Here is a 25,627-nt window from a genome sequence, read left to right on the forward strand (position 1 = left end):
GGATCCACTCTAGGAGGCGGGTTAATCTTGCGCGCATGAGCGCTGCCGAGGCCCTACCGGACCCGCCGGACATCCACACCACCGCGGGCAAGATCGCCGACCTGGAACGCCGGCTTGACGAGGCCGTCCACGCCGGCTCCGCGGCGTCCGTGGCCAAACAGCACGACAAAGGCAAGCTGACGGCGCGGGAGCGGGTGCTGGCGCTGCTCGACGAGGACTCGTTCGTGGAGTTCGACGAGTTCGCCAGGCACCGGTCCACGATGTTCGGGCTGGAGAGCAGGCGGCCGTACGGCGACGGCGTGATCACCGGCCACGGCACGATCGACGGGCGCCAGGTGTGCGTGTTCTCGCAGGACGCGACCGTGTTCGGCGGCTCGCTCGGCGAGGTCTACGGCGAGAAGATCGTCAAGGTGCTCGACCTGGCGCTGCGGACCGGCTGCCCGATCATCGGCATCAACGAGGGCGGCGGCGCGCGCATCCAGGAGGGCGTGGTCGCGCTCGGGCTCTACGCGGAGATCTTCAAGCGGAACGTGCACGCCTCGGGCGTGATCCCGCAGATCTCGCTCATCATGGGAGCGGCGGCCGGCGGCCACGTCTACTCCCCCGCGCTGACCGACTTCGTGGTGATGGTCGACCAGACGTCGCAGATGTTCATCACCGGCCCGGACGTGATCAAGACCGTGACCGGCGAGGAGGTCACCTTCGAGGAGCTCGGCGGCGCGCACACGCACAACACCAAGTCGGGCGTGGCCCACTATCAGGCCACGGACGAGAGCGACGCGCTCGACTACGTCAAGGCGCTGCTGTCCTACCTGCCGTCCAACAACCTGGACGAGGCGCCGGTCTTCGAGGACGCCGGCGACCTGGAGCCGGATCCCGAGCTCGACGAGCTGATCCCGGACTCGGCGAACCAGCCCTACGACATGCACCGGGTCATCGAGCGCGTGCTCGACGACGGTGAGTTCCTGGAGGTCCACCCGCTGTTCGCGCCGAACGTGGTGGTCGGCTACGGCCGGGTGGACGGGCGGTCGGTGGGCGTGGTGGCCAACCAGCCGATGCATTTCGCCGGGTGCCTGGATATCAACGCCTCCGAGAAGGCGGCCAGATTTATTCGAACATGTGATGCTTTTAATATTCCTATCCTGACTTTTGTTGATGTACCGGGATTCCTCCCGGGGACCGATCAGGAATGGAACGGAATCATCCGTCGCGGCGCCAAGCTCCTCTACGCCTACGCCGAGGCCACCGTGCCGCTCGTCACGGTGATCACCCGCAAGGCGTACGGCGGGGCGTACGACGTCATGGGCTCCAAACACCTGGGCGCGGACGTCAACCTGGCCTGGCCCACGGCGCAGATCGCGGTCATGGGCGCGCAGGGCGCCGTCAACATCCTCTACCGGCGCGAGCTGGCCGCGGCGGGCGATGACGCCGACGCCGAGCGGGCCAGGCTGGTCACCGAGTATGAGGACACGCTGGCCAACCCGTACATCGCGGCCGAACGCGGCTATGTCGACGCGGTGATCAGACCTGCCGAGACACGCGCCCAGGTCGTCAAGGCGCTGCGCGCGCTGCGGAACAAGCGAGCCTCGCTGCCGCCGAAGAAGCATGGGAACATCCCGCTATGAGCGCCCAGCTGAGGATCGTTCGCGGTGACGCCACGCCGGAGGAGATCGCCGCCCTCGTGGCCGTCCTCGCCACCCGGCGGTCCGCGCCGGAGCCGCCGACCGAACCGCGAACTCAAACATGGCGAAACGTGGCGAGAACGATGCGTAAGCCAGTCGTACCGGGGAAGTCGGCTTGGCGGATGAGCGCCCTACCCTAGATAGATCCCGGGAATCGGGTGTCAAGTTCTCGAGGAGTTGGGACTATCTAGAGAAAGTAGGCGTATATAGTCAGCCGATCAACTAACCGCGGCCTGGAGGACACATGGCCATCCCAGACCTCATGCCGCATGCTGTGGCAGCGAAGTACGCCGTCCTGGTGGACGTCGGATATCTCTATGCTGCCGCAGGCGAAGTGCTGCTGGGCGCCAAGGAGCGCAAAGAATATCGAGTTGCCGCCGATGAGCTGATCCAGAGTCTACAGAAACATGCGCTGGAACGTATATCTGGCGAACTTCTGCGGATCTATTGGTATGACGCCGCTCGTGACCGTGTGCCGACCGTCGATCAGCGGGTCATCGCCCAGTTGCCCTGGGTCAAGGTACGGCTTGGCAACCTGAACGCCCGTGGCCAGCAGAAAGGCGTGGACGCGCAGATCAGGAGTGACCTGGAGGCGCTGGCCAGGCACCATGCGGTAACTGACACGATCTTGCTCGCCGGAGACGAGGACATGGTGCCCGCCGTGGAGGCGGCGCAGGCGTACGGGGTGCGCATCCACTTGTGGGGCGTCGAGCCGCCGTACGGCACCAACCAGGCCGAGCGCCTGGTGTGGGAGTCCGACACCGTGGAAGTGATCACTGCTGATTTCCTGAGGCCCTTTTTCAGCCGTGCTCCGCAGCCTGTTCCGGTCGCCCCGCCGGTGACCGCTCCGTCGCCCGCGCAGGTGTTCGCCGGACGCGCGCCCGTCAAACCGCACGTCAAGCCCGGCCAGGTGGCCAAGCTCGGGCCCAACAGACCGCGCGTCGAGGACGTGGGCGAGCACGTGGCACAGAAGTGGATACTCACGCGTGGCCGCGACAACATCCGCGACCTGCTGCCAGGGCCGATCCTGCCGACGGTCATCGACACGGAGCTGCTCATCGAGGCCGAGAAGGAGCTCGGCCACTCGTTGCGGCCCTTCCCCGAGGCGCGGGTGTGGCTGCGTGACGGGTTCTGGGCGCGCGTGTACCGCGAGTTCGACCTGGGTGTGGGCGTTTCGTCGAAGTGAGGTCTGATTTCCGCTGGTTGGCAGCTTTGACCTGCTGACCAGCGTTTTTACGGTCAGGTCTGATTTCCGCCAGTCGGGGGGCTGGGCGAACGCCTACGCTCGGTGTCATGTCGCCACTTGAGCTCGATTTCGACTCCTGCTACCGGGCGGTCTCAGCCCGGGACGCCCGATTCGACGGGCGCTTCTACACGGCGGTGACGTCGACGCGGATCTACTGCCGGCCGATCTGCCCGGCCCGCACGCCGGCCTCGCGCAACGTGCGGTTCTACCGGCACGCGGCGTCGGCGGAGGCGGCGGGCTTCCGCCCGTGCAAGCGCTGCCGCCCGGAGCTCTCCCCCGGCGATCCGGGGTGGGACCTGCGCGGCGACCTCATCGGGCGGGCGCTGCGGCTGATCGACGACGGGGCCGCCGACGAGCAGGGCGTGGCGGGGCTGGCCAGGCGGCTGCACATCACCGAGCGGCACCTGCACCGGCTGTTCGTGGCCGAACTCGGCGTGGGGCCGCTGGCGGTGGCCCGGACCAGGCGGCTGCTGCTCGCCAAGCAGTTGCTGACGGAGACGCGGCTCCCGGTCACCGAGGTGGCGTTCGCGGCCGGGTTCGGGAGCGTGCGGCAGTTCAACGCGACGATGCGGGAGACGTACGGGTTCACGCCCAGCGAGCTCCGCGCGACGGCGGGCGGCCTGTCCGCCTCGGCGCCACCGGCGGTCGAGGTCGTGACGGGGCCCGCGACGCTCCGGTTGCGCCTGCACCGGCGGGAGCCGTACGACATCGAGGGCGTGTTCTCGTTCCTGGCCTCGCGCGCGATCCCCGGCCTTGAGGTGGCGAGCCTGATGTCCTACAGCCGGGCGGTCCCCGGCGGGACGATCACGCTCACCCCCGAGTCTGGCCACATCGCGCTCGACGTCGCCGTGGACGACACCCGGCAACTGGCTCGCATCGTGGCCCGCTGCCGCCGCCTGCTCGATCTCGACGCCGACCCCGACGCCATCGCGACCGCGCTGGCCGAGACCTCGCTGGGCCGGCTCGTCGAGTCCCGGCCCGGGTTGCGGGTGCCGGGCGCGTTCGACGGGTTCGAGCTGGCCGTACGCGCGGTCGTGGGCCAGCAGATCTCCGTCGCGGGCGCCCGCACCATGCTCGGCCGGATCGTCGAGCGGGCCGGTCGGCCCGTCGAGGGCCCGGTACCGGGGCTGACCCACCTGTTCCCCAGCGCCACGGAGCTGCTCGCGGCGGACCTCTCGGAGCTGGGGCTCACCAACCGCCGCGTCTCGACGGTCAAGGAGCTGGCCATCGCCGTCTCCGAGGGCCGGATCGACCTCGACGGCGGCCAGGATCCGGCCGAGGCCGTGGCGGAGCTGCTCGACGTCCCCGGCATCGGCCCCTGGACCGCCAGCTATGTCGCGCTGCGCGCGCTGCGCGACCCCGACGCCTGGCCCATCGGCGACCTGGTGCTCAACAAGCGCATGGCCTGCCTGGGCATTCCCGAAGACCACATCGAGCGGTGGCGGCCCTGGCGGGCCTACGCCGCCCTGCATCTCTGGAGTTCCTCATGATCGACGCCCAAGTCCTGCCGACGCCCATCGGCCCGCTGTCCCTGCTGTGCCGCGACGGCGTGCTGGTCGCGGCCGGCTTCACCGCCGACCCCTCGGACATGTTCGTCCGGCTGTCACCCGCGTTGCAGGCCGAGGGCCTGGACGTGGTCGACGACCTCGGCCCCGCCGCTCAGGCCGTACGCGACTATCTGGACGGCGACCTCCTGGCGCTGGACGCCGTTCCGGTCGAGCAGCCGGGCACGGCCACCCGCAAGCGCCTCCATGAGGCGTTGCGCGAGGTCAAGCCGGGCACCACGGTCTCGTACGCCGAGCTCGCCGAACGCGCCGGCCTGCCCAGGACGGCGGCCCGCGCGGCCGGGTCGGCCTGCTCCCAGAACCTGATCGCCCCCTTCGTCCCCTGCCACCGCGTGCTGCCCGGCTCGGGCGGCTACGGCGGCTACTACTACGGCGTGCCGGTCAAGGAGTGGCTGCTCGCCCACGAGTCCGGCCGGCTCTAGCAACTCCCCGTCATGTTCCGGCCGCGCTCTGTAGGATTTGGCCGGTGGCCGGAGCACATGAATACAGAGGCGGGCCGGACAGGACGCCGGCCCAGCTGATCCTGGGATTCCTCGACGCACGCCGCATCTCGGTCCCTGAGGAGGCTCGGGTCCGCATCCAGGCGTGCACGGACCAGAGCCTGCTCGACCGCTGGACCGTCAGGGCGGTGACCGCGCAGAACATGGACGAGTTGTTCGGCTGAGCCGGGGGCCGGCGCGATGCGTACCGGCCCCCGACCGGTCGGCCCGCCCGCGGGGTCGTCAGGCGGCCGGGACGAGGTGGCGACGGGCCTGCGGGGTCGTCAAGCGGCCGGGACGAGGTGGCGACGGGCCTGCGCGCCGGCGAGGCCCGCCACCGCGAGCCCGGTCAGGCCGAGCAGCGCGGCGGTCCAGGCCGGAGCCGTGTAGCCGAAGCCCGCGTCGATCGTCAGCCCCGCCACGAACGACCCGATCGCGTTGCCCAGGTTGAAAGCGCCGATGTTGGCCGCGGAGGCCAGCGTCGGAGCACCCGCGGCGGCGTCCAGGACCCGGGTCTGCAGCGGCGGCACGGTCGCGAAGGCGGCCACCCCGAACAACGTGATCGTGACGATGAACGCGACCTGGTTCCGCGCCACCAGCGCGAGGACCACGCCCAGCAGCGTGAGCAGGGCCACCGAGCCGTAGATGCTCGGCATGACGGCCCGGTCGGCGAGCCGGCCGCCGATCAGGTTGCCGACCACGAGTCCCACCCCGAACAGCGCCATGACGACCGGCACCGCGCCGGAGGAGAATCCGCCGACACTCGTCATGATCGGCGAGATGAAGGTGATCACCGCGAACACCGGCGCGAACCCGAACACGGTCATGGCCAGCGCCAGCCAGACGCCACCCTTGCGGAAGGTCACCAGCTCGCGCAGCAGGCCACCGCCCTCGGGACGCGGCTGGGCGGGCACCAGGGCGAGCACGCCGATGAGGCCGGCGACGCCGATGACCACCACGACCCAGAACGTCGCCCGCCAGCCGAACGCCTGCCCGATCCAGGTGCCGAGCGGCACCCCGAGGACGTTCGCCAGGGTCAGCCCGGTGAACATGAGCGCGATGGCGCTGGCCCGCTTCTGCGGGGCGACGAGGTCGGCGGCCACGACGGATCCGACGCCGAAGTAGGCGCCGTGCGCGAACGCGGACAGGAAGCGGCCGACCATGAGCACGCCGTACGAGGGCGCGAGCGCGGACAGCAGGTTGCCCACGATGAACAGCACCATCAGCGACAGCAGCATGGTCTTGCGGGACAACCGGCCGCCGAGCATGGTCAGCGGCGGCCCGCCGATGGCCACGCCCAGGGCGTAGCCGGACACGAGCAGACCGGCGGCCGGGATCGTGACGGCGAAGTCCGCGGCCAGCTCCGGCAGCAGCCCGTTGATGATGAACTCGGTGGTGCCGATGCCGAAGGCGCTGATCGCCAGGGCGAACAGGGCGAGTGGCATAGAATACTCCTCAGACGACGTTAGTAAGCGTAGACAATATTTGCGCACGCCGACTAACTCACCATACAAGCTTGTCCGGGAAGGTGTCACATGCCGCTCGCCGATGACGCCGTCGAAGCGCGCGCCCAGGGCTGGCGCACGCTCGCCGCGCTGCACGCCAGGATCGAGGACCGGCTGGAGAGGGCTCTGCAGAAGGAGCACGACCTGAGCGTGAGCGAGTACACCGTGCTCGACGTGCTGGGTCGCCAGGACGGCTGGCACATGCGCATGCAGCAGCTCGCCCGCGCGGTCGTGCTGAGCCAGAGCGCCACCACCCGGCTGGTGACGCGGCTGGAGAACCGCGGGCTGCTGTCCCGCTACCTGTGCGAGGACGACCGCAGGGGCATCTACACCGAGGTCACCCCGGCGGGCCGTGAGCTGCTCGCCCAGGCGAGCCCCACGCACGACACCGTGCTCAAGGAGGTGCTGGCGGAAGCGGCGGAGCTGCCGGAGCTCGCTCCGCTCGCCGCCGTCATCGCCTGAGGCGTCACTTATGGGCGGACGTTGCTCTGCACCTCACCCACCGGCACGTCGCGGGTCACCCCCACCTCGACCGGCGCGAACTGGACCGGTACCCCGCCCGCCACCGTCACCGGCCACACGGTCGTCACGGTCAGCTGGTACACCTGCCGTGGCTGGTCGATCGACGAGCGCAGGTACTGCACGCCACAGGTGAACTGGGCCCCCTTGGCGTACGGCTTGCCGGTGGCGCCGCACTGTTCGCGCACGTCGGCCCGGTCCTTGCCGGTGCCCGCGTCGATCTTGATGTTCTGGAGCGTGGCGACCACGGTGGCGCTCATGACGCCGGGCAGCGTCGCCGTCGCCGTACGCCGCGGCTGGCCGATGCCTTCGAGCCACACGAACGTCGGCAGGTTGACGAAGCTCTTGGCGTCCGGGCTCAGCTTGACCGTCGGCTGGGGCACGGTGATCGCCGCCCGCGCGATCTCGGCCAGCTGCTCGAACGTGATGCCGGAGGGCGGCGTGTCGTTCGGCGGCACGAAGATGAACAGTTCGAGCCCGGCCCAGCAGGTGGCACCGTTGGGGTCGGACGCGTCGTAGGCGGGCGTCCACCAGCGCCCTGGCTGCCCTTTCTTGTCCTTGAACTGCTTGACGAACTTCGTGAAACTCTCCTCGTCCGCCTTCACCCTGGCGAACTGGGTCTTCGAGTTCGTCTGGAACTTGAGCATCTCGTCGGCGGAGAGCCCCGGCTCGTACCAGCAGGGGCGCTTGATCCGGTAGCCGTCGCTCTTGCCGCCCTTGCCCACGTCGCCGGTGACCTGGATGCCGGAGTGTTCGAGGGTTAGGGTCCTCGTTCTGCCTTGTTCGGTCGCCCTGGCCCCCGTGGTGGGTTGGGGGGTGGGCGCGGACAGCAGCAGCCCCGTGACGAGCGCCGGGATCAGGGGATTCATCAAGTGCACCCTTCTTTGTCCTGGCGGAATTCCCTGATCCGCCACACACCGTCGTCGCCGCGATGCGCGAGCACGGCTTGGAGGTAAGGAGCGCGCACCCAGTCGGGCTGGGGCGCGACCGCCTTACCGGTGGGCGTGGAGAGGAGACGCACGCCTCGCTCGTCCACGCACGTGTCGACCTGGGCTCCCTTGCCCATGACCGACGTGATCCGCAGCCGGTAGAGCCGCGCGACACCGCGCGCCGACTCCTTCCGGTCGGCGAACCCGCGCACCCACTCGCCCGCCTGCGGTATCAGCGGTGGTTCGAGGTGCCGCTGGTACTGGTTGTCGCCGGTCTCGACCGCCTTCCATCGCTCGACGTAGTAGTCGGCGAAGAGCCGTTGCAGCGCGTTGCTCGTCGTCCCCTTCTCCACCTTCACCTTCAGGCCGTCGCCGACCTCGACCGTCTTGCCCTGGGAGGACGTGGGGGCGGGGCGCGCGGCGCTCTGGCCGGTGGGGGATGCCGGCGCGTCTCCGGGGACGTACGGCCGGTCGGGCGGGCCGCAGCCCGCCGCGAGCAGGAGCGCCAGCATTACCGTCATCCGCCTCATGCCGACGACTCCCTCACTATGTGGATGCGCCACGACGGCAGCAGTTCGTCGATCAGGGCCTCGGTCTCAGGTGCCATCCCGCCGCCGTAGGGGTGGGAGGACGCGCGCCGGGTCAGCCCCTCGACGACCGTGCGGAGCCGTACCACGTCCTCGGTGGCGTGCGTGGCGCGCAGCAGGTCGCGCCAGAGCCCCTCGTCGTCGGTGGCGAGCAGCAGGGCCGCGCGTACGGCCGCGACCGCCGCGTCCGGCTCGCCGTGCGCCAGCCGGATCTCGCACAGCCGGTGGGCGGCGTCGGCGACTTCGGCCGCGACGTCGTACTCGAGCTCGTCGCCCGCCAGCCAGGCGTATCTCCCGGGCGGCCGCCCGGTCAGCAGCGGGCCTCTGACCAGGCCGAGCGCCTTGTCCAGGAGTACGGTCCGCGCCGTCGGATCGCCGTGCGACCGGCGGACCAGCTCGCGGAAGAGCGCCCAGTCGGTGCGCACGGCGGGCCCCAGCCGCAGCCGGCCCGCCTCGTCGGCCCGCAGGTGTTCGTGGCCCATCCAGTCGACGACCCTGGCGATCGTGGCGTCCCTGACCGTGGGCTGCACGCCGCGCGGCCACAGGACACCGCCGAGGACGACGGGGTGCACGCCGCCGGGATGCGTGGCCAGGTAGACCAGCAGCTCGGTGGCCAGCGCCATCCGGCCCTCTTCGAGGGGGTCGCGGCCGAGGATCTCGATGGGGCCGAGCATCCGGACCTCCACCGCGGGTGGCGCCAGCTCTTCCAGCGGCTCCGCCTCGGGCAGCGCCTCGCCGTCGAGCTGCTCGGCCGTACGGAAGAGATCGATCAGCGCCTGGTAGTGGCGGCGCGGCAGCAACTGGGCGGTCACCTCGAAGCCCAGCTCCGCGATCTTCGCCTTGCCGTCCTCGGTGATCTCCAGGGTCCAGGTGGCGTGCGGCACGTCGCCCGTCACTACATATCCGGCGGTGTCCTTGCGGGCGAGCAGCGCCAGGCGGCGCGCCTCCTCATGGGTGGGGGCCACGGCGGACAGCAGGTAGTGGGCGTCGCGCGGGCGGCCGGTGATGCGCCCGGTGAGCACCTCCTGGCGGGGGGCGGCGGTGGCCTCCAGCTCGGGCAGCACCTCGGCCAGGCTGCCCACGGCCCTGATCCGGTCGGGCGCGATCGCGGTCAGCTCGTCGCCGAAGCCGACGAGCGTGATGCGCATCCGGTCGGACCAGCGGTTGGTGGCCAGCTCCACGGCCAGCGCCGCGAGCGCCGCGGTGGTCTGCGGGCCGCGGATGTTGATCAGGCCCTGCGCCGCCTCCAGGTCGATCAGCACCCGGCCACTCTCGTCGGCGCCGATCGAGACCAGCCCCGGGTACGGTGCGCCGCCGGGCTGCTCCTCCAGCAGGCGGCCCTCGTGCGCGGCCAGCCGCCACACCTGGCCGCCGTCCTGGGCCAGCCACGGCTCGGGCGCGTCGCCGTCCGGCGGGTGGATCCACAGGTCGAGGTTGCGCGGCGACAGATGGGCGGCGTAGACGGTCGGCGGGGTGCGGCCCTGCGTGGCCAGCTCGGCGCCGAGCAGCCTGAGCCCGATGTCGAGGATGCGGGTGCCCGGCGCGTCGGCGCCCAGCCTGAGCGCGACCTCGGCCTTGGCGGCGTCGTCGCGCGGCCGGACGATGCGGCGGCCGAACACCCGCCGCCAGAGCTGCTCACGGCGCCGCCTGGCCAGCACGATCAGCAGACCCGCCGCGGCCAGCGACGCGACGCCCAGGTAATCGACCAGGTCGACGGCGGAACTCTCCGCCGCCGCCTCGGCTCTGGTGCCCTGGGTGTCCTGTCGTGCGTGCGCCGGTCCCTGTTTCACGCTGGAGATCTGGCGTACCTCGTCGGCGACCTGCCGATGTCCACCGTGCGATCCCGCCGGGTGCTGCTTCAGCGTCTGGGCCCGCGCCTGGTTCACCGGCACGACATGGGCGTGGCGCGCGTCCTCGGGCATGTCGAGCACCCAGCCCGGCCTGATCAGGTCGGCCATGCGCAGCCGGGTGCCGTCGGGCTGCTCTTTGTGCTGGTTGAGCTGGTAGATCTCGGGATATCGGCGCCCGTCACCCAGGCACTTCTCGGCGATCTCCCACAGGCTCTCGTGGTGCCGGCCATGGGGCGGCTGAACCACGTACACCTTCTTGGTCCGCTGTTCGTGCTGCTGCGTGTCCACTGGCTGCTCCACGATCGGCGCGGAGTACGCGACCGTCGTCATGGCCGGCGCGGTGGGCGGCGGCGTCGCCAGCTTCGCGATGGGCACGATCATGGCGCCGGCGGTGAACAGCACCAGCACGGCCGAGACGAGCTTGTTCGCCAGCGCCTGGGACCCGCCGGAGAGCGGCACCCTGGCGGGCATGCCCACCTTGCGCACTCCCGCGTACACCTCGACGACCACGCACGAGAAGAACTGCAGCCAGGCCAGCCAGACGAACAGCACCAGCACGGCCATGATCGTGCTCGGCCCCACGCGGCTGGTGAGCAGGTCGAGATCGAGCAGTTCGGGAGACAGCGGCGGCCCGGCGAACGTGAGCAGCGCGTACGGCACGCCGCCGACGATCGCCACGAGCACCGTGAGCGCGCCGAGGCCGCCCAGCACGTCGCCCACACTCCGCCTGGCCGGGATGCGCGCGGGCGCCTGCCCGGGCCCGTGCGGCCGGCCCGCGGGACGCGCGGGTTCTCGCGTCGGCATCGCCTCTCCCTTCTCCGTGTTCAGGGTCCTGCGTGGTCGTGCTCTGATCCATCGAGTGAGCGGAATGGGTCTGGCTCACCTGGCCTGTGGCCCGGCCGTGGCCTCGCCCTCCATCTCGGTGCCGGGGAAGCCGATGGCCTGCAGGAAGAAGGCCGTCCAGCGCACCTTCACCGAGACGGTCACGCCGTCCTGGCCCGGCGCAACGGTGCACGTGCCCCTCGCCACGTCGGCGCTCGCCACCGCCGTGACCACCTCGTCGGCCCGGTCGCACACCTGGCCGTCACCGAGCAGCCGGATCTCACCCGTCTCGTGCAGGTGATCGACGTCGACCTGGTCGGCGCCCGCCCGCGCGGCCTGCTCGGCGACGTCGGCGGCCCGCAGCCGGGCGTTGATCGCCGAGCCGCCGTCCACGAGCAGCCCCGCCAGCAGGAACACCGCCACGGAGAAGAGCACGGTGAAGACCGACATCGTCCCGCGGTCGCGGCGGCTCATTCGGTCCTCCTCAACTGCTCCAGGGGGACCACCGAGGTGCCGGTCATCCGCTTGGTGCCGGGGAACCCCAGGAAGCCCAGGTCCAGCTCGCAGGTGACCTCGGCCTGTACCTGGCCGCCCTCCTCCCACTTGGAGCCGTCGAGGGACACGGCCGGGCTCTGGCACCGCCCGTCGAGCGCGGCCTTGACGCTCCGGTCCGCCGCGTCGCCGGCGGCGTCGAACGAGCGCCGCACCGACGCGGCCCGAGCCGCGTCCCGCGCCGCGCCGTTGACCTCGCCCTGCGCCTCGACCAGCCGGCCGGCTCCGGCCAGGAACATCAGGAACAGCAGGAAGACGGGCGCCAGCATGACCGTCTCCACGGCCATCGAGCCGCGCTCACGCCGCCGGTTCTGGCTCATTCGCAGTCGTCACTCCCGTCGTCCGGGCGGAAGCACTCGACGGGACCGCCCGAGGTGGCCGTGATCGTGAACGTGAGCTCCGGCAGGAGCGGGATGACCTGTACGGCGCTGCCGGTCACAGTGACGAAGCGCTCGTCGGGGTCCTTCTCCGCGGTCGTGGCCGTCGCGTTGGAGAGCAGGCGGGGACCGATGGCGCGGACGATGTCGGTGGCCTTGGTGGTGGCCGCGCCCTCCCAGTCGCCCGAGTCGAAGGGGGCCGACCTGGCCACCCTGGCGCCTTCCCGGGCGGCCGCCTCGGCCACCTGGCGGCCGTGGAACCAGAGCGCCACCTGCACGATGAGCAGCACGACCGCCAGGATGACCGGCATCAGCAGGGCGAGCTCGATCACCGAGGCGCCGCGGTCGCGCCGGTGCGGGCGCTTCCGTGACTGCTTCCGCTCCTGCTTCTGCGGCTGCTTCCGCTGCTGCTTCAGCCCGCGCGACGGTCGGCGGGCAGGTGTCACGTGCCGCCGCCGGTGCCGAAGCTGGTCTGGATCTCGCTCTGCTTCTGCTCGACCAGCGTCTTGATGAGGGTGGCCAGCCCGAGGGCGACTCCGGCGATGATCGCCGTGATGATCACCCACTCGACCGCCGAGGCGCCCCGGCTGGAGGCGGTGCGGGCGCGGTGGATACGTACGCCGAGATATGCCTGCAGGTAGATGACCCAGGGATGGTTCATTAGGACCCCAACATCTTCATAGCGGCGGGAAAACTAAGAAAGATCACGAAGCCCGCGCACAGCAGGAGCTGGGCGACGAGCATCGACTGGGAACGCTCACCGGCTCGGCCCTCGATCTCGGCCAGCTCGCGGCGACGCAGCGTGGCGGCCCGCGCGGTGAGGGAGGCGCGCACCTTGGCGCCGTCGTCGGCGACCAGGCCGAGCGCGGCGGACAGGTCGCGCAGCTCGTCGACGTTGATCTCCTCGCCGAGCTGGCCGAGCGCCTGCCACGGGGTGATGCCGACGATCCTGGCGCCGCTCAGCGCCTCGCGGATGCGCGACATCGCCCAGTTGGGCTGGTCGCCGCTGACCGAGACCGCCATCATCAGCGCCTCGGGCACGCCGCGCCCGCCCGCCAGGTTCATCGAGACCAGGTCGAGGAAGGCGCCGACGACGTGCCTGAAGTCGCGTCTCCTCGCCGACGCGTCGCGCCGGATCTGAAGGTCGGGCAGGAAGAAGAAGACCAGCGACATGAGGAGGGCGGACCAGAACGGAATGGTCAGGGACGTACCCCAGCCCATCAGCGCCAGCCAGCCGAGCAGCACCGGGAAGGCCAGCAGCCCGGCCGACGCGAGCAGCGCCTTGGTGGCCAGGTAGCCCTCGAACGACCGCCCGACCAGCGCCAGGTCGGCCTTGACCGACCGGACCTCCCAGCCGCGCGCATGGTAGAGGCGGGCCAGCCGTACCCCCAGGCCGCGGCGGAAGGCGGAGACCTCCTCGTCGGGCAGGACGAGCTGGATGCGCGGCGCGTCGGCGTCCTCGCGGACGGCCTCGATCGCCAGCAGCCGCGCCACCAGGCCGGGGCGGGCCGGGAACAGCGCCCGGAGCAGCAGGAACAGACCGAGGCCCAGTACGGAGCCCGCCAGCACGCCCTCAACCATGACCGCCCCCTTCATCCATGGCCGCCTCCTACGAGCAGGCGGGTGGGCTTGTCGAACCGGGCCAGGCGCCGCATCCAGGCGAACCCGGCGCCGAACAGCGCCGCCACGACGACCAGCACGGCCTGACCGAGCACGCCGCGGTATTCGCTGACGTAGGAGGGGTTGAAGACGACGAGCAGCCCGGCGAAGACCAGCGCGGTGACCACCACGATCTGGACGCTGCGCCTGGTCGAGCGGCGTTCGGCCTCGACGCGGCGGCGCATGTCGAGCTCTTCGCGCGCGGACACGGCCAGCGCCCCGAGCACGTCGCGCAGCCCGGGGCCGCGCAGCTTGGAGTTGAGTATCAGCGCGGCCACCACCAGGTCGGCCGAGGGGTCGTCGAGCTCGTCGGCGAAGAGCGCGAGCGCCTCCGGCAGCGCCATGCGGGTGTGGAGGCGGTCGACCAGCGCGCGCAGGTGGGGCTTGAGCGTGGGCGCGGCGGCCCTGATCGACGACGGGATGGCCTGCTCCAGCCCGGCCGCGCCGGCGATCGTGTCACGCAGCGACTCCGTCCAGGCGGCCAGCCCTTCGAGGCGGCGCATCGCGGCTCGTTCCTCGGCGGCGCCGCCGGACAGGCCGCGCCACGCGAACACCAGCAGCACCGTGCCCACGGCCATGACCGGCCAGCCGGTCACGACCAGCACCAGGGTCGCGGACACCGCGGCGATCGCGGTGCGGGTGGTGAGCGTCTTGACGAGTTCGCGCTTGGGCCGGGCGGGCCGGACGCGCATGCCGTACAGGGAGAGGAAGAACAGGAACAGGCCGCCGCCGACGAGGGCGCCGGCGAGCAGAGCGAGCGGATCGAGGTCGATCACAGCCAGCCTCCGGGGTTGTATCCGTGGGCGGCGAGTTCTTCCATGCAGGAGATGGGGGCGTGCGGGGTGGCGGTGCCGTCGGCGCCCGGGATGAACACCTCGCTCGACAGGACACGGCCGTCGCAGCCGTTGACCTCGCGGATGCTGGAGACGTAGCGGCGCAGGGTGCCGCCGCGGTTGTAGTCGTTGCGCTTCTCCACGAAGACCACGAAGTCGATCGCACCCGCGATGAGCATGTGGGTGGCGTCGATCGGCAGCCGCTCGCCGGCCTGCAGGGCGTAGGTGGAGATGCGGTTGAACACCTCCATGCTGGAGTTCGCGTGGATGGTGGACAGAGAGCCGTCGTTGCCCTGGGTCATCGCGTTGAGCATCGTGACGATCTCGTCGCCGAGCACCTCGCCGACGATCACCCGGCTGGGGTTCATCCGGAGCGACCTCCTGACCAGCTCGGCCATGGTGATCTCGCCCTGGCCCTCGGAGTTGGGCAGGCGCTGCTCGAAGGCGACGACGTTGGGGTGCAGCTCGGGGAACTGGTCGAGGCCGAGCTCCAGCGCGCGTTCGACCGTGATCAGTCGCTCGTACGGCGGGATCTCGTTGGCCAGAGCCCTGAGCAGGGTGGTCTTACCGGCGTTCGTGGATCCGGCGATCATGATGTTCTTGCGGGCGCCGACCACCGCGCTGAGGAACCTGCCCACCTCCGGGCTCAACGTGCCGTTGCCCACGAGGTCCGACATGAACACCTTGCCGAGCCGGGCGCGGCGGATCGAGACGGCCGGCCTGAGCGTGACGTCCATGACCGCGCTCAGCCGCGATCCATCGGGCAGGCGCAGGTCGAGCTGGGGGTTGGCGGTGTCGAACGGCCTGCTCGACAGGCCCGAGTAGGCGGCCAGTATCTGGATCAGCTCGATGAGCTCGTCGTCGGACTCGGCGACCGGCTCCCGCATGAGCTCCTGGCCGTCGGCGTAGCTGACGAAGACGCGGTCGCAGCCGTTGATGTCGATGTTCTCGACCTCGGGGTCGTCGAGCAGCGGCTGGAGGCGGCCCACGCCGAACAGCGCGGCGTGGATCCCGGCCGCGAGCGCCTCCTCCTCCTCGACGGTGGGAGGGGTGCGGCCCAGGCCGATCTCGCTGCGCGCGTGCTCTTCGAGAACCTGGGAGATCAGCGCCCTGGCGAACTGGCGCTCGTCCTCGCCGGTCATCGAGGCCAGACCGTTGACCTGGTCGAGTCGGCGCTGGTGGGCCAGGCGGTCGCCGACCTCCTGGCGGAAGCGCTTGACTAGGGAGTGGTCGATCACTGGCTGCTCACTCTCGCGAGGAGGCGTCTCCGGGTTGTACGTGCCGGTCCCCTCGCGAGGTTGAATGCCATACCGAAATTCATGGGTGTCAAATTCGTGGTTGTCACAGGTGTCACGGGTGTCACAGGTGGCTCACTGACCGGCCCGTTCATAGGTGACTCACCGACCGGCCCGCTCATAGGTGACTCACCAGCCGCCCCGTTCATAGGTGACTCACCAGCCGCCCCGTTCATAGGTGACTCACCAGCCGGCCGGCGAGGTCTCGCGCCGTGCGGATGAGCAGGCAGCGGTCGAGGCGCCCGCCCCACTGGCCGCGCAGCAGCTCGGCGCCCTTGGGATCGTGCGCGAGGCCGTGGACGAAGTTGACGCTCGGGCCGACGATCCTGCGTACGTCGTCGATCGAGGAGCGGTAGTTGCGCGGGTCGGCGATCACGGCGACGCCGTGGGCCTTGGTGATGGACAGGCGTTCGCGCAGGTGGGCGACGTGGTCGAGGGTGGCTCTGGTGAGCAGCACCACCTGCTCGGCCTGCGCCGTCAGGTCCCCGATCTGCGGGTGGGCGCCCAGGCGGCCGCAGTCGGCGATCACGTCGGCGTTCGGGATCGCGGCGAGCGCCCTGCCCAGCGGCCCCCACAGCCAGGTGAGGCCGGCCGCCTGCTCGCCGTGGGTGAGGCCGACCAGCACGTCGAGGCCGCCGACGATCTTCTGGGTGTGCTGGTGGATCTGCGCGGGCTCCAGGCCACGCCGGGCGGTCGCGGCCAGCGTGAGCAGGCCCTTGCCCGGGTTGAGCACGCCGCCGTCGGCCGCGGGCAGCCGGTAGGCGACGTCACCGCCCGCGGGGTCGCACTCGGCGAGGAGTACGGGGCGCGGCCAGACTGCCGCGAGTGCCGTCGCGGCAGTGGTCACGCCCGGCGCGCCCTTGTCGGCGGCCAGTACGATCAGCGCCACGTCAATTTACTCCGGGCAGGTCGGCCACGGCGATCTCACCGCTGGAGGCGTATTGGACTATGGTCTTCGCCGCCGCCGCGTCGACGATCACGGTGATCAGGATTGATCCGCCGGTTCTGCCGCTGTCGCTGACGCTCTGGACGAGTGCGCTCTGTGCGAGCACCCGGCTTTCCGCCTGTTCGGTACGGGCTGGGACGTACACCACCTGGACCCGATGGCTTGCGACGATGCCGGATGGGAACTGTCCAGGTTTCAGGGCGAGACCCACCTTGGCCTTGCCGGGCACCAGCTCGCTGCTGGCCTTGACGCCCATGTTGTGGGTCAGCAGGGTGCCGGGCACGATCGTCACGGCCGCGAAGCTCTTCGTCACCTCGCCCCTCTGTGACCAGGAGACGAAGTCGAGACCGGTATTGGCGATCTGCACCTCTTCGAGCGCCTCGATGGTGAACTGCTGCCCGGCGCCGATCTGCTGGGTGACCCGGATCGCGGAGATCCGGTCGCCGCTGCGCAGCACGAGCAGCGTCGTGGCGAGCGCTCCGCCGAGGATCAGGAGTACGGCGAGAGCGGCCAGGGCGGGCTTGCGTTCGCGGGGCGGCACGGGGAGCTTGCGCGAGGCAGGGCCGGACAACCCCGCCGTGTTGACGGCAGGCTTTTCACTGGTCCTCATGGGTGGGGGGCTCCCATTGTGAATTGTCGAATTCACGCCATTATGTGCACCCGCTTGTGGGAGCGGGGCTGGAATGCGAGGAACCATGCTCGTTTCGCAGGTGGCGCGGTGTCAACAAGAAATAATCGATGCCTATTGTTTCTACCAAGTTGACGGGGGTGGTTTTTTCGGGATAAGCGCGGCGATGGCGGGGCGGAGTGGGGCGATTCTCGAACCCACTCAGGCTCCGGCCTTCCATCGGCCCTGCTGGGGTGGGGGGTAGCCACCTGCGCCCCTTTTTTCACACCATCCCCTCCATTAACATGCGTTACCCGCCGCCTCCAAAGCGGGCAACCAAATCGTCGACTTTCCACAGGCCATAATTGCCGCCGCCGGTTATCCACAACCCGGCCCTTCTATGCCATTGCCGTCAACCGCCGGACCTACCCTTTCTTCGGGCGCTACCTTTGCGCCGAGGCCCGATCGAGGAGACGGCACATGCGGATCATGCTCACCGTGCTCGGCGAGCAAGGCGATCGTGACGTTGTGATCGAGGGTGACAACGGCGCCACGGTGGCGAGGGTGAGCGAGGCACTCAGCGGTCAGGCACCGCTGGCCGAAGTCGTCCGCCTGCCCAGAGCCCGAGCCCCCTACGGCATGTCGGTGACCGACCCCGGCGGCCGCCCATCAAGGCGGCACACCCGCGCCGGCGGATCGCCGGACACCTTCACCCCTGACCCGCGGGACATCCCTGGTGGCCCGCGCAACCCTCTCAGTGACCCGCGTAACCCTCTCGGGGCGCCCATCCGGGACCGGACCGAGGGGTCCGGCCGGAGCTTGGCTGTGATCTGGCGTAACGGCCGGCCGCTCGATCCGCGTGCCCTGGCCGGGGCGGTGCTGCGCGACGGCGACAAGGTCACTCTCGACGCCCACCTCGCGCGCGCCACGATCATCGAGGAGCCCGGCGGCGTGGCCGAGGTGCGGGTCGTCGGCGGCCCGGCCGCGGGCGCCGTTCACCGTCTGGGCCTGGGCGTGCACGTCATCGGGTCCGACCCGATGTGCGCGCTGACCGTCGCCGACCCGTCCCTCGCCCCCGAGGCCGCCACCCTGCGCGTGACCCCGGACGCGATCACGGTCGAGCCGGTCCGCCACCGGGTGCCCCAGCAGGCGCAGCGCCTCAAGCTCAAGGGCCGGTGGGCCGACGAGGTCGCCGAGCTCACCGCCCGGGTCGCCGAACGCGAGGCGGCGGAGCTGATGCCCGTCCACTACGAGCCGCCCTCGCTGGCCGCCCAGCCACTCACCGAACCCGTCGACTGGCCCGAGCACACGCTGCTGACCTGCGGCTCCTCGGTGTTCACCCTGACCGCGATCGAGCCGCAGGACGCGCACCTGGCGCCCCTCCCGGAGGGCGGCGTCGCCTACAACCGCCCGCCACGGCTACGCAGGCCGGAGCCCGAGCGCACCTTCGAACGCCCCCAGGAGCCCAGCCGCACCGAGGGGATGCGCCTGCAGTTGCTGGCCGCGCTCCTGCCCGCAGTGATGGGCGTCACGCTGGCCTTCGTCCTACGACAGCCGTACTACCTGCTCATCGCCCTGATGAGCCCCCTCATCATGATCGGCCAGTGGTGGAGCGACCGCCGCCACGGCAAGAAGCAGCACAGAAAGGCCGCCAAGCAGCACAAGGAGCGCCTGGAGGCGTACGAGCTGGCGGTCGAGCAGGCCAGGGCCGAGGACGAGCTGATCCGCCGAGCCGACGCGCCCGACCCGGCGCAGGTGCTGCTCACCGCCACCGGTCCACGCAGGCGGCTGTGGGAGCGGCGCATCCACGATCCCGACGCGCTGCGGCTCAGGGTCGGGCTGGCCGACCTCCCCGCCAACCTGGAGCTCTCCGAGGAGAAGGGCGGGGCGATCTCCCCGCCGATCTGCCGGTCCGTACCGGTGGCCCTGGCCATGCGCAGGCTGGGCGTGGCGGGAGTCACCGGCCCACGCGACACCGCGACCGGCCTGACCGGCTGGCTGATCGGCCAGGCGGCGACGCTGCACAGCCCGCGCGACCTGGCCATCGTGGTCCTGTCCGCGCACGCCGACGGCGAACGCCGCTGGGGCTGGGTCCGCTGGCTGCCGCACTGCGCCCCGCGCGGCGGCGAGGACTGCGTGACCCTGGTCGGCACCGACCCGGAATCCGCCGCCCACCGCGTCGCCGAACTGGCCGCCCTCATCGACGAACGCCAGAACACCGCCATCCCCGAGCTCGGCAAGATCCCCACCGGCTGGGACGACCTGGGCGGCCCGGAGACGCCGGCTCTGACCTCCTACGACGTACGCCCCTATGACGTCCTCGTCGTGCTCGACGGCGCCCAGGTCCTGCGCGGCCTCCCCGGCATGCCGCAGATCCTGCGCCAGGGCCCCCGTTCGGGTGTCTTCACCCTCGCGCTCGACGACGACCAGAGCCTGCTCCCCGAGGAGTGCGCCACCGTCGCCGCGTGCGCCACGGACGGTCAGGTACGCCTGCTCGGCGGCGGCCTGGAGATCATCGGCCCGGTCCTGGCCGACCTGGTGTCACCGTCGTGGTGCGATCGCGTGGCCAGGGCGCTCGCCCCGATCCGCGACGTGAGCAGAGACGACCCCGCCGGTCACCTCCCCGAGGCGATCCGCCTGCTCGACCTGCTGGGCACGCCCGCCCCATCCGGCCACGACCTCGCCACCCGCTGGCACGGCCACGGCTCCACGAACGCGGTCATCGGCATCGGCCCCGACGGCCCGTTCTCCGTCGACCTGAGAGTGGACGGCCCGCACGGCCTGATCGCCGGCACCACGGGCGCGGGCAAGTCGGAGCTGCTGCAGACGCTCATCTGCTCGCTCGCGGTGGCCAACCGGCCGGACCAGCTCACGTTCGTGCTGGTCGACTACAAGGGCGGTGCCGCGTTCAAGGAGTGCGTACGCCTGCCGCACACGGTCGGCATGGTCAGCGACCTGGACGGCCACCTGACGCAGCGGGCCCTCGACTCCCTGGCCGCCGAGATCCGGCGACGCGAACGCCTGCTGCTGGCGGCCGGCGCCAAGGACATCGACGACTACACCGGCGAGCCGCTGCCCAGACTCGTGCTGATCATCGACGAGTTCGCCGCCTTGGTGGCCGAGCTGCCCGACTTCGTCAACGGCCTGGTCGACATCGCCCGCCGGGGCCGTTCGCTCGGCATCCACCTGATCCTGGCCACCCAGCGTCCGGCGGGCGTGGTCACGGCCGACATCCAGGCCAACACGTCACTGCGGATCGCACTCCGGGTCACCGAGCCCGCCGAGTCCTCCGACGTCATCGACCTGCCGGACGCGGCGCACATCTCCAAGTCGACGCCTGGCCGGTGTTACGTGAAGTCCGGTGTGGGGGCGGCTGTGGCCGTACAGACCGCACGAGTGGGCGGCCGGAGCCCGGTGGCAAGCGCATCCCTCAGAGCCGACCAACCGGGCACGAACGGGCCGGTGGGGGCGGGCGGCCCGGGCGGGATAGCGAGCGGATTGGCAGGCGCGGGAGGACTGGCGGGCGCGGGCGGTCAGCTGCGAGTGATCGACGTGGGCTGGCGTTCCCTGGGCCGGGCACTCCCCCCGCTCCCGGAGCCGCCCGAGGGGTCGACGATCACCGACCTCACCATCCTCGCGGACGCGCTCATCGAGGCCGCCCGCCTCACCGGCGTACCAGAGCAACCGAGCCCATGGCTGGAGCCGCTGCCCTCGACCGTGACCCTCGACGAGATCATCCCTTCCTTGACGGCCGGGGCGCTTTCCCTGGCGGCCGGAACGCTTTCCGGCTCCGGAACATCCTCCAGATCGACAACATCCACCGCATCGCGGACATCCACCCGATCGGGGGCCATCGCCGACTCGGGATCCGCCACCGGACCAGGGCCGTTCACCGAATCAGAGCCGTTTGCCGGCTCAGGGCCAGTCACCGACTCGGGGACGTTCGCCGAAGTGGGCCCGCTGGCTTTCGGGATAATCGATCGGCCCTGGGCGCAGGACCGACGCCCGCTCGCGCTGGACCTGGCCCAGGGCGGCCACCTGCTCATCGCGGGAGCGGCCCGCAGCGGCAGATCCACCGCACTACGGACGATCGCCGGCGCCATCGCCGCGCAAGCGTCCCCGGCCGACGTCCACCTGCACGCCATCGACTGCGGATCAGGCGCACTGCTCCCGTTGATGACCATGCCGCACTGTGGCGCGGTCGTGACCCGCGACCAGATCGACCGCGTCGAACGCCTGCTGGCCCGCCTCCGCGCCGAGGTGGGCCGCCGCCAGCAACTACTCGCCGAAGCCGGACACGCCTCACTGGCCGAATACCGCCAGGCAGGCCACCGCCTCCCCTGGCTGGTCCTCATGGTCGACCGCTGGGAGGGATACGTGGCGGCCTTCGAGGGCTACGACTACGGCCGCCTCACGGAGTCCCTCCTGCAGTTGCTCAGAGAGGGTCCGGCGGTGGGGCTGCGGGCGGTGGTGACCGGTGACCGTTCGTGCCTGCTCGGCCAGATCTCCACGGTCTTCGACGACCGCCTCCTCCTCCGCCTCGCGGACCCGGCCGACTACGGCCTGGCAGGCATGCCGATGAAGGGACTCCCCGCATCGATGCCCTCCGGCCGAGCTCTCTCGATGGGCGAACACGGCATCGTCGAAAGCCAGATCGCCCTCCTCACCCGAGACCCCTCGGGCCCCGCCCAGGTAGCGGCCCTCCAGTCCCTCGCCCGCGCGGCAGCCCCTCTCCGCAGCATCCCGACGTACGTCTCTACAGCGTCCTCGAAAGACCTCACCCATCTCAGCACGACCGCCCCCACAGAGCCTGAAACGAACCTCCGGGAGGCCATGGCGGACGTACCAGACAGCACGTCAAGCGGCATTTCGGGCGTCGCGTCACGTGGCGACGTCCCAGCTGGCACGTCAATCGGCGGTGGGGCGTCAGGGAGTACAGGCGCGTCAGGCGGCGGTGTTCCGGGCGACACGGGTACGTCGGTCAGCGGAGGCGCGTCAGGCGGCGTATCCGGGAGCACCGCAGGTGGTATATCAAGCGGCACTTCAGGCGGCGACGTCTCGGACGGCACGGCGGACAGCGCGGGCGCGTCGGGAGGCCTTGCCCGATCGGGTCGGTCGACTCGCCTGGGACGTGGCGCGTGGCTTTGGGAGGGAGAGCCCCCGCTTCGCGTCGACGCGCTTCCCATGCGCATCACCGCCAGCCAGGCCATGGACCTGGAACCGGGCTTCGCCTGGCCTTCGCCCCTGTGGGCACTGGTCGGCGCAGGCGGTGACGCTCTTGTCCCGATGGGTCTGGACCTGCTCGCGTACGGCCCCGGCGCCGTCGTCGCCGGGCCGGCCCGCTCGGGTCGCTCCTCGGTGCTGGTGACGGCCGCCAGGTCGCTCATCGCGTACGGCACGCCGGTCATCGCCATCGCTCCCCGGCGTAGTCCGTTGCGTACGCTGGACGGCGTTCTCGCCATACTCGATGGTGACGGAGCGGGGCTGCAGGAGCTGCTCGCGGACCGCGACCGCTACGTGGTGATCGTGGACGACGCCGAGCTGATCAACCCGGACTCCCCTCTCGGTACGGCCCTGGAAGAGGTCCTTCGATCAGGCCGGGACGGAGACCACGGCCTCATCATCGCGGGCGCGACGGGCGACCTGGCGACGGCATACCGCGGCTTCGTGGCGGAAACCCGCAAGTCGCGCACCGGCGTACTCCTGTCGGTACAGAGTCCGGCCGACGGCGATCTGTTCACGGTCCGTCTGCCGCGCGGCGCCGTCGGAGGCCCACCGGGACGCGGCCTGCTGGTCACCATGGGCAACACGACACCCGTCCAAGCCGCTATCTCAGATAGCGGACCGTCGTAGGACCAGGCGAACCACACACCCGCCTGCGGTGAGCTGGGCCTTCTGGGTGAGGTCAAGGACTCACGATGCGTTCTGGCGCGCTCGGGGATCCGCGATGCGTTCCGGATGGGGGCTTTGGGCCCGCTGTGCGTACTCGGTTGGCTCGGGGGTCCGTGATGCGTTCGGGATAAGGGCTTGGGGACTCGCGGTGCGTTCTCGGGGATCTGCGATGCGTTCCGGATAGGGGCTTGGGGATCCGCGGTGGGGTGGTCTGGGTTGTGACGAAGGGCGTATTGCACTGATCAGTCCAAAACGTGTTACGGTGCTGGGCATGGCGCGACCGAGGGAGTTCGACGAGGGGCGGGCCGTTGAGGCGGCTATGCGGGCGTTCTGGAGTGCGGGCTATGAGGGGACCTCGACGAAGGATCTATGTGATGCCACTGGACTGGGGCGGAGCAGTATCTACAACACGTTCAAGAGCAAGCACGATCTGTTCGAGAAGGCCCTGCGGCGTTACATGGACAGCAAGACCGCGTGGCTGACTGAGTTGCTGGACGGGGATCTCCCGGTCCGGGAGAAAGTGCGGGTCCTGTTGTGGCAGGCCGTTGACGTCGAGGTGGGGGACCCGGTCGGGTGTCTGGTGGTCAACTCGCTGGTGGAGTTGGCGCCGCGGGATCCGGAGGTGGCCTTGCAGCTTCGGCGGGACGGTGATCGGCGGCTGGCGGCGCTGCGGGCGGCGTTCGAGGTTGGGCATAGCCGGGGCGAGGTCGAGGCGGCCAAGGATCCGGTCGCGTTGGCGCAGTTCGTTGTCGCGGCGATCAGTGGCATGCGGGTGATGGCGCGCGGAGGTGCGGATCGGGCGGCGTTGGAGGCGGTTGCGAAGATCACGCTTGACGCGATCTAACGCCATCTAACGCCATCCGACACTGACCGACACTGGCCGACGCGATCTGACGCCATCTGACGCGCTCAGACGAGCCCGGGAGCCTGCGAGCCCGGGAGCCTGCGAGACAGCGAGGCGGCCAGGCGGCGAGACAGCCAGGCGGCGAGTAAGTCGGTCTGGCGGTGGCTCACCGCGTAGGCCAGCGGGCGCTTGCGGGCATGTGGTGTGGCTTGATTTTGAACTGATCGATCTAAAATGAAGGAGGAGTATCTATGCCGTTGGCCGTGTACATCCTGGGGCTGTCGATATTCGCCCAAGGCACCTCCGAGCTCATGCTCGCGGGGCTGCTACCCGAAATGGCGTCCGACCTGGGCGTGTCCATTCCCCATGCGGGGTTGCTGATCTCCGGGTTCGCGCTCGGCATGCTGGTGGGGTCGCCGGTGCTGGCCGTGGTGACTCTGCGGTGGCCGCGTCGTACGGCGTTGCTGACTTTTCTGGCGATCTTTGCCCTTACGCATGTCGTGGGGGCGGTGACGCCGAGCTATGGCGTGCTGTTCGGGACCCGGGTGGTGGGGGCGTTCGTGTACGCGGGGTTCTGGGCGGTGGCGGCGGTCACTGCCATGGGGCTTGTTCCGGAAGGTGCGCGGGGGAAGGCCATGAGCATCGTGGCGGGGGGACTTACCGTGGCCACCATCGTGGGGCTTCCCGCGGGGACGGTCATCGGGCAGCAGTTCGGGTGGCGGGCGGCGTTCTGGGCGGTCACGGTGCTGTCGGGGCTCGCGGCGATCGGGGTGGTGGCCACCATTCCCGGTGGGCGGCCTGAGGCGGGGAGTGTGCCGCGGCTGGGGCAGGAGCTGCGGAGCATGGTCAACGCGCGGCTCTGGCTTTCGTACGGGACGACGGCGCTGGCGACCGGCGCGGTGCTGGTCACGTTCAGCTATCTCGGCGCGATGCTCATCGACACCACCGGGCTGGCGGCGGCGTGGGTTCCCGTGGTGTTGGGCTTGTACGGGGTTGGGTCGCTGATCGGCATCAGCTTGGGTGGGCGTCAGGCTGACGCGCGGCCTTTTGGGACGTTGTACGTAGGGGTGGCAGGCGTTGTGGTTGCCTCGGTGGGGCTGGGGGTGTTCGCCGGGGTGCCGGGGGTGGCCGTCGGGCTGATCTTCCTGCTGGGAGCGTTCGGGTTCGCCACGAATCCGGCCCTGAACACGCGGGTGTTCACCGTGGGCAAGGACGCTCCGACGCTGGCCGCCGCCACGAACTTCTCGGCGTTCAACGTCGGGATCACCGTGGGGCCATGGGTGGGCGGGCTGGCGATCGGAGCCGGGTTCGGGTATCCGGTGGTGGCCTGGATCGGGGCCGCGCTGGGCGTCGCCGCGCTCGGGACCGTGGGGCTGGCCGCCCTACTGGACGAGCGCGTACGTACGAGTGATCCGGCCACGCAGGCACACGTGTGAAC

At 70.5% G+C, this 25,627-nt stretch carries 23 protein-coding genes; 10 read left to right on the forward strand and 13 right to left on the reverse strand.

Going from position 1 to position 25,627, the window contains the following annotated elements; genetic code table 11:
* Nucleotides 1–35: 35 nt before the first annotated feature.
* The 6 genes from AB0F17_RS31310 (at nt 36) to AB0F17_RS31335 (ending at nt 5,157) form a co-directional block, all read left to right on the forward strand.
* On the forward strand, nt 36–1,625 hold the full coding sequence (locus AB0F17_RS31310; RefSeq protein WP_358030152.1) for an acyl-CoA carboxylase subunit beta: 1,590 nt from the start codon (nt 36–38) through the stop codon (nt 1,623–1,625).
* Nucleotides 1,622–1,822, forward strand: coding sequence for an acyl-CoA carboxylase subunit epsilon (locus AB0F17_RS31315; RefSeq protein ID WP_358030154.1), 201 nt, complete (start codon nt 1,622–1,624; stop codon nt 1,820–1,822). The genes AB0F17_RS31310 and AB0F17_RS31315 overlap by 4 nt, the downstream gene beginning before the upstream one ends.
* Before the next feature lie 104 nt (nt 1,823–1,926).
* Complete coding sequence (locus AB0F17_RS31320) at nt 1,927–2,868, forward strand: NYN domain-containing protein (RefSeq protein WP_219537365.1); 942 nt, start codon at nt 1,927–1,929, stop codon at nt 2,866–2,868.
* A 107-nt stretch (nt 2,869–2,975) separates the two neighbouring features.
* Nucleotides 2,976–4,418 carry a DNA-3-methyladenine glycosylase 2 family protein gene (locus AB0F17_RS31325; RefSeq protein ID WP_358030157.1) on the forward strand — a complete coding sequence of 481 codons (1,443 nt, stop codon included), beginning with the start codon at nt 2,976–2,978 and terminating at the stop codon, nt 4,416–4,418.
* The gene (locus AB0F17_RS31330; protein ID WP_358030160.1) at nt 4,415–4,915 is read left to right on the forward strand and encodes a methylated-DNA--[protein]-cysteine S-methyltransferase; all 501 of its coding nucleotides are present in this window, start codon (nt 4,415–4,417) and stop codon (nt 4,913–4,915) included. The genes AB0F17_RS31325 and AB0F17_RS31330 overlap by 4 nt, the downstream gene beginning before the upstream one ends.
* A gap of 44 nt (nt 4,916–4,959) precedes the next feature.
* Complete coding sequence (locus AB0F17_RS31335) at nt 4,960–5,157, forward strand: hypothetical protein (protein ID WP_358030163.1); 198 nt, start codon at nt 4,960–4,962, stop codon at nt 5,155–5,157.
* Nucleotides 5,158–5,256: 99 nt separating this feature from the next.
* Here AB0F17_RS31335 and AB0F17_RS31340 read toward each other — a convergent pair whose 3' ends face one another.
* Nucleotides 5,257–6,417 (reverse strand): MFS transporter, encoded by a 1,161-nt coding sequence (locus AB0F17_RS31340; protein ID WP_358030166.1) that lies wholly within the window; start codon nt 6,415–6,417, stop codon nt 5,257–5,259.
* Between the two features lie 90 nt (nt 6,418–6,507).
* On the opposite strand from AB0F17_RS31340, the gene AB0F17_RS31345 reads away from it, so the two are divergent.
* On the forward strand, nt 6,508–6,939 hold the full coding sequence (locus AB0F17_RS31345) for a MarR family transcriptional regulator (protein ID WP_358030168.1): 432 nt from the start codon (nt 6,508–6,510) through the stop codon (nt 6,937–6,939).
* Between the two features lie 8 nt (nt 6,940–6,947).
* On the opposite strand, the gene AB0F17_RS31350 is transcribed toward AB0F17_RS31345, so the two are convergent.
* From AB0F17_RS31350 to AB0F17_RS31405, 12 genes are all read right to left on the reverse strand, one after another.
* Complete coding sequence (locus tag AB0F17_RS31350) at nt 6,948–7,865, reverse strand: hypothetical protein (protein WP_358030171.1); 918 nt, start codon at nt 7,863–7,865, stop codon at nt 6,948–6,950.
* Nucleotides 7,865–8,455: a hypothetical protein gene (locus tag AB0F17_RS31355; protein WP_358030173.1), complete on the reverse strand. Its 591-nt coding sequence runs from the start codon at nt 8,453–8,455 to the stop codon at nt 7,865–7,867. Before AB0F17_RS31355 ends, AB0F17_RS31350 begins: the two co-directional genes overlap by 1 nt.
* Nucleotides 8,452–11,166: a BTAD domain-containing putative transcriptional regulator gene (locus AB0F17_RS31360; RefSeq protein WP_358030176.1), complete on the reverse strand. Its 2,715-nt coding sequence runs from the start codon at nt 11,164–11,166 to the stop codon at nt 8,452–8,454. Before AB0F17_RS31360 ends, AB0F17_RS31355 begins: the two co-directional genes overlap by 4 nt.
* Nucleotides 11,167–11,241: 75 nt before the next feature.
* The gene (locus AB0F17_RS31365) at nt 11,242–11,658 is read right to left on the reverse strand and encodes a Tad domain-containing protein (RefSeq protein ID WP_358030179.1); all 417 of its coding nucleotides are present in this window, start codon (nt 11,656–11,658) and stop codon (nt 11,242–11,244) included.
* Nucleotides 11,655–12,056 (reverse strand): TadE family protein, encoded by a 402-nt coding sequence (locus AB0F17_RS31370; RefSeq protein ID WP_250904734.1) that lies wholly within the window; start codon nt 12,054–12,056, stop codon nt 11,655–11,657. The genes AB0F17_RS31365 and AB0F17_RS31370 overlap by 4 nt, the downstream gene beginning before the upstream one ends.
* Nucleotides 12,053–12,559, reverse strand: a complete 507-nt coding sequence (locus AB0F17_RS31375; protein ID WP_358030182.1) for a TadE family protein — start codon at nt 12,557–12,559, stop codon at nt 12,053–12,055. The genes AB0F17_RS31370 and AB0F17_RS31375 overlap by 4 nt, the downstream gene beginning before the upstream one ends.
* The gene (locus tag AB0F17_RS31380; RefSeq protein ID WP_358030184.1) at nt 12,556–12,774 is read right to left on the reverse strand and encodes a hypothetical protein; all 219 of its coding nucleotides are present in this window, start codon (nt 12,772–12,774) and stop codon (nt 12,556–12,558) included. Before AB0F17_RS31380 ends, AB0F17_RS31375 begins: the two co-directional genes overlap by 4 nt.
* Nucleotides 12,774–13,694: a type II secretion system protein gene (locus AB0F17_RS31385; RefSeq protein WP_358030187.1), complete on the reverse strand. Its 921-nt coding sequence runs from the start codon at nt 13,692–13,694 to the stop codon at nt 12,774–12,776. Before AB0F17_RS31385 ends, AB0F17_RS31380 begins: the two co-directional genes overlap by 1 nt.
* Nucleotides 13,695–13,705: 11 nt before the next feature.
* Nucleotides 13,706–14,548 carry a type II secretion system F family protein gene (locus AB0F17_RS31390; protein WP_358030189.1) on the reverse strand — a complete coding sequence of 281 codons (843 nt, stop codon included), beginning with the start codon at nt 14,546–14,548 and terminating at the stop codon, nt 13,706–13,708.
* On the reverse strand, nt 14,545–15,843 hold the full coding sequence (locus AB0F17_RS31395) for an ATPase, T2SS/T4P/T4SS family (RefSeq protein ID WP_358030192.1): 1,299 nt from the start codon (nt 15,841–15,843) through the stop codon (nt 14,545–14,547). Before AB0F17_RS31395 ends, AB0F17_RS31390 begins: the two co-directional genes overlap by 4 nt.
* A gap of 229 nt (nt 15,844–16,072) precedes the next feature.
* Nucleotides 16,073–16,789 carry a hypothetical protein gene (locus AB0F17_RS31400; protein WP_358030195.1) on the reverse strand — a complete coding sequence of 239 codons (717 nt, stop codon included), beginning with the start codon at nt 16,787–16,789 and terminating at the stop codon, nt 16,073–16,075.
* 1 nt (nt 16,790) lies between these two features.
* Nucleotides 16,791–17,456 (reverse strand): hypothetical protein, encoded by a 666-nt coding sequence (locus AB0F17_RS31405; RefSeq protein ID WP_358030198.1) that lies wholly within the window; start codon nt 17,454–17,456, stop codon nt 16,791–16,793.
* Nucleotides 17,457–17,933: 477 nt separating this feature from the next.
* On the opposite strand from AB0F17_RS31405, the gene AB0F17_RS31410 reads away from it, so the two are divergent.
* The 3 genes from AB0F17_RS31410 (at nt 17,934) to AB0F17_RS31420 (ending at nt 25,625) form a co-directional block, all read left to right on the forward strand.
* A complete protein-coding gene (locus tag AB0F17_RS31410; RefSeq protein ID WP_358030200.1) occupies nt 17,934–23,306 on the forward strand; it encodes an FtsK/SpoIIIE domain-containing protein in 5,373 nt (1,790 codons plus the stop codon).
* 310 nt (nt 23,307–23,616) lie between these two features.
* Nucleotides 23,617–24,189, forward strand: coding sequence for a TetR/AcrR family transcriptional regulator (locus AB0F17_RS31415; RefSeq protein WP_358030202.1), 573 nt, complete (start codon nt 23,617–23,619; stop codon nt 24,187–24,189).
* Nucleotides 24,190–24,440: 251 nt separating this feature from the next.
* Nucleotides 24,441–25,625, forward strand: a complete 1,185-nt coding sequence (locus AB0F17_RS31420; protein WP_358030205.1) for a Cmx/CmrA family chloramphenicol efflux MFS transporter — start codon at nt 24,441–24,443, stop codon at nt 25,623–25,625.
* Nucleotides 25,626–25,627: the final 2 nt, after the last annotated feature.

The organism is Nonomuraea sp. NPDC026600, assembly GCF_040638335.1.
Classification (GTDB): Bacteria; Actinomycetota; Actinomycetes; order Streptosporangiales; family Streptosporangiaceae; genus Nonomuraea.

Bases quoted from the DNA above. Each gene is read 5' to 3' on its own strand.
- AB0F17_RS31355 (WP_358030173.1), bottom strand. From the start codon at position 8,455: ATGAGGCGGATGACGGTAATGCTGGCGCTCCTGCTCGCGGCGGGCTGC.
- AB0F17_RS31410 (WP_358030200.1), top strand. From the start codon at position 17,934: ATGCGGATCATGCTCACCGTGCTCGGCGAGCAAGGCGATCGTGACGTT.
- AB0F17_RS31310 (WP_358030152.1), top strand. From the start codon at position 36: ATGAGCGCTGCCGAGGCCCTACCGGACCCGCCGGACATCCACACCACC.
- AB0F17_RS31350 (WP_358030171.1), bottom strand. From the start codon at position 7,865: ATGAATCCCCTGATCCCGGCGCTCGTCACGGGGCTGCTGCTGTCCGCG.
- AB0F17_RS31345 (WP_358030168.1), top strand. From the start codon at position 6,508: ATGCCGCTCGCCGATGACGCCGTCGAAGCGCGCGCCCAGGGCTGGCGC.
- AB0F17_RS31385 (WP_358030187.1), bottom strand. From the start codon at position 13,694: ATGGTTGAGGGCGTGCTGGCGGGCTCCGTACTGGGCCTCGGTCTGTTC.
- AB0F17_RS31340 (WP_358030166.1), bottom strand. From the start codon at position 6,417: ATGCCACTCGCCCTGTTCGCCCTGGCGATCAGCGCCTTCGGCATCGGC.
- AB0F17_RS31325 (WP_358030157.1), top strand. From the start codon at position 2,976: ATGTCGCCACTTGAGCTCGATTTCGACTCCTGCTACCGGGCGGTCTCA.
- AB0F17_RS31330 (WP_358030160.1), top strand. From the start codon at position 4,415: ATGATCGACGCCCAAGTCCTGCCGACGCCCATCGGCCCGCTGTCCCTG.
- AB0F17_RS31320 (WP_219537365.1), top strand. From the start codon at position 1,927: ATGGCCATCCCAGACCTCATGCCGCATGCTGTGGCAGCGAAGTACGCC.
- AB0F17_RS31415 (WP_358030202.1), top strand. From the start codon at position 23,617: ATGGCGCGACCGAGGGAGTTCGACGAGGGGCGGGCCGTTGAGGCGGCT.
- AB0F17_RS31365 (WP_358030179.1), bottom strand. From the start codon at position 11,658: ATGAGCCGCCGCGACCGCGGGACGATGTCGGTCTTCACCGTGCTCTTC.
- AB0F17_RS31405 (WP_358030198.1), bottom strand. From the start codon at position 17,456: ATGAGGACCAGTGAAAAGCCTGCCGTCAACACGGCGGGGTTGTCCGGC.
- AB0F17_RS31380 (WP_358030184.1), bottom strand. From the start codon at position 12,774: ATGAACCATCCCTGGGTCATCTACCTGCAGGCATATCTCGGCGTACGT.
- AB0F17_RS31360 (WP_358030176.1), bottom strand. From the start codon at position 11,166: ATGCCGACGCGAGAACCCGCGCGTCCCGCGGGCCGGCCGCACGGGCCC.
- AB0F17_RS31370 (WP_250904734.1), bottom strand. From the start codon at position 12,056: ATGAGCCAGAACCGGCGGCGTGAGCGCGGCTCGATGGCCGTGGAGACG.
- AB0F17_RS31420 (WP_358030205.1), top strand. From the start codon at position 24,441: ATGCCGTTGGCCGTGTACATCCTGGGGCTGTCGATATTCGCCCAAGGC.
- AB0F17_RS31315 (WP_358030154.1), top strand. From the start codon at position 1,622: ATGAGCGCCCAGCTGAGGATCGTTCGCGGTGACGCCACGCCGGAGGAG.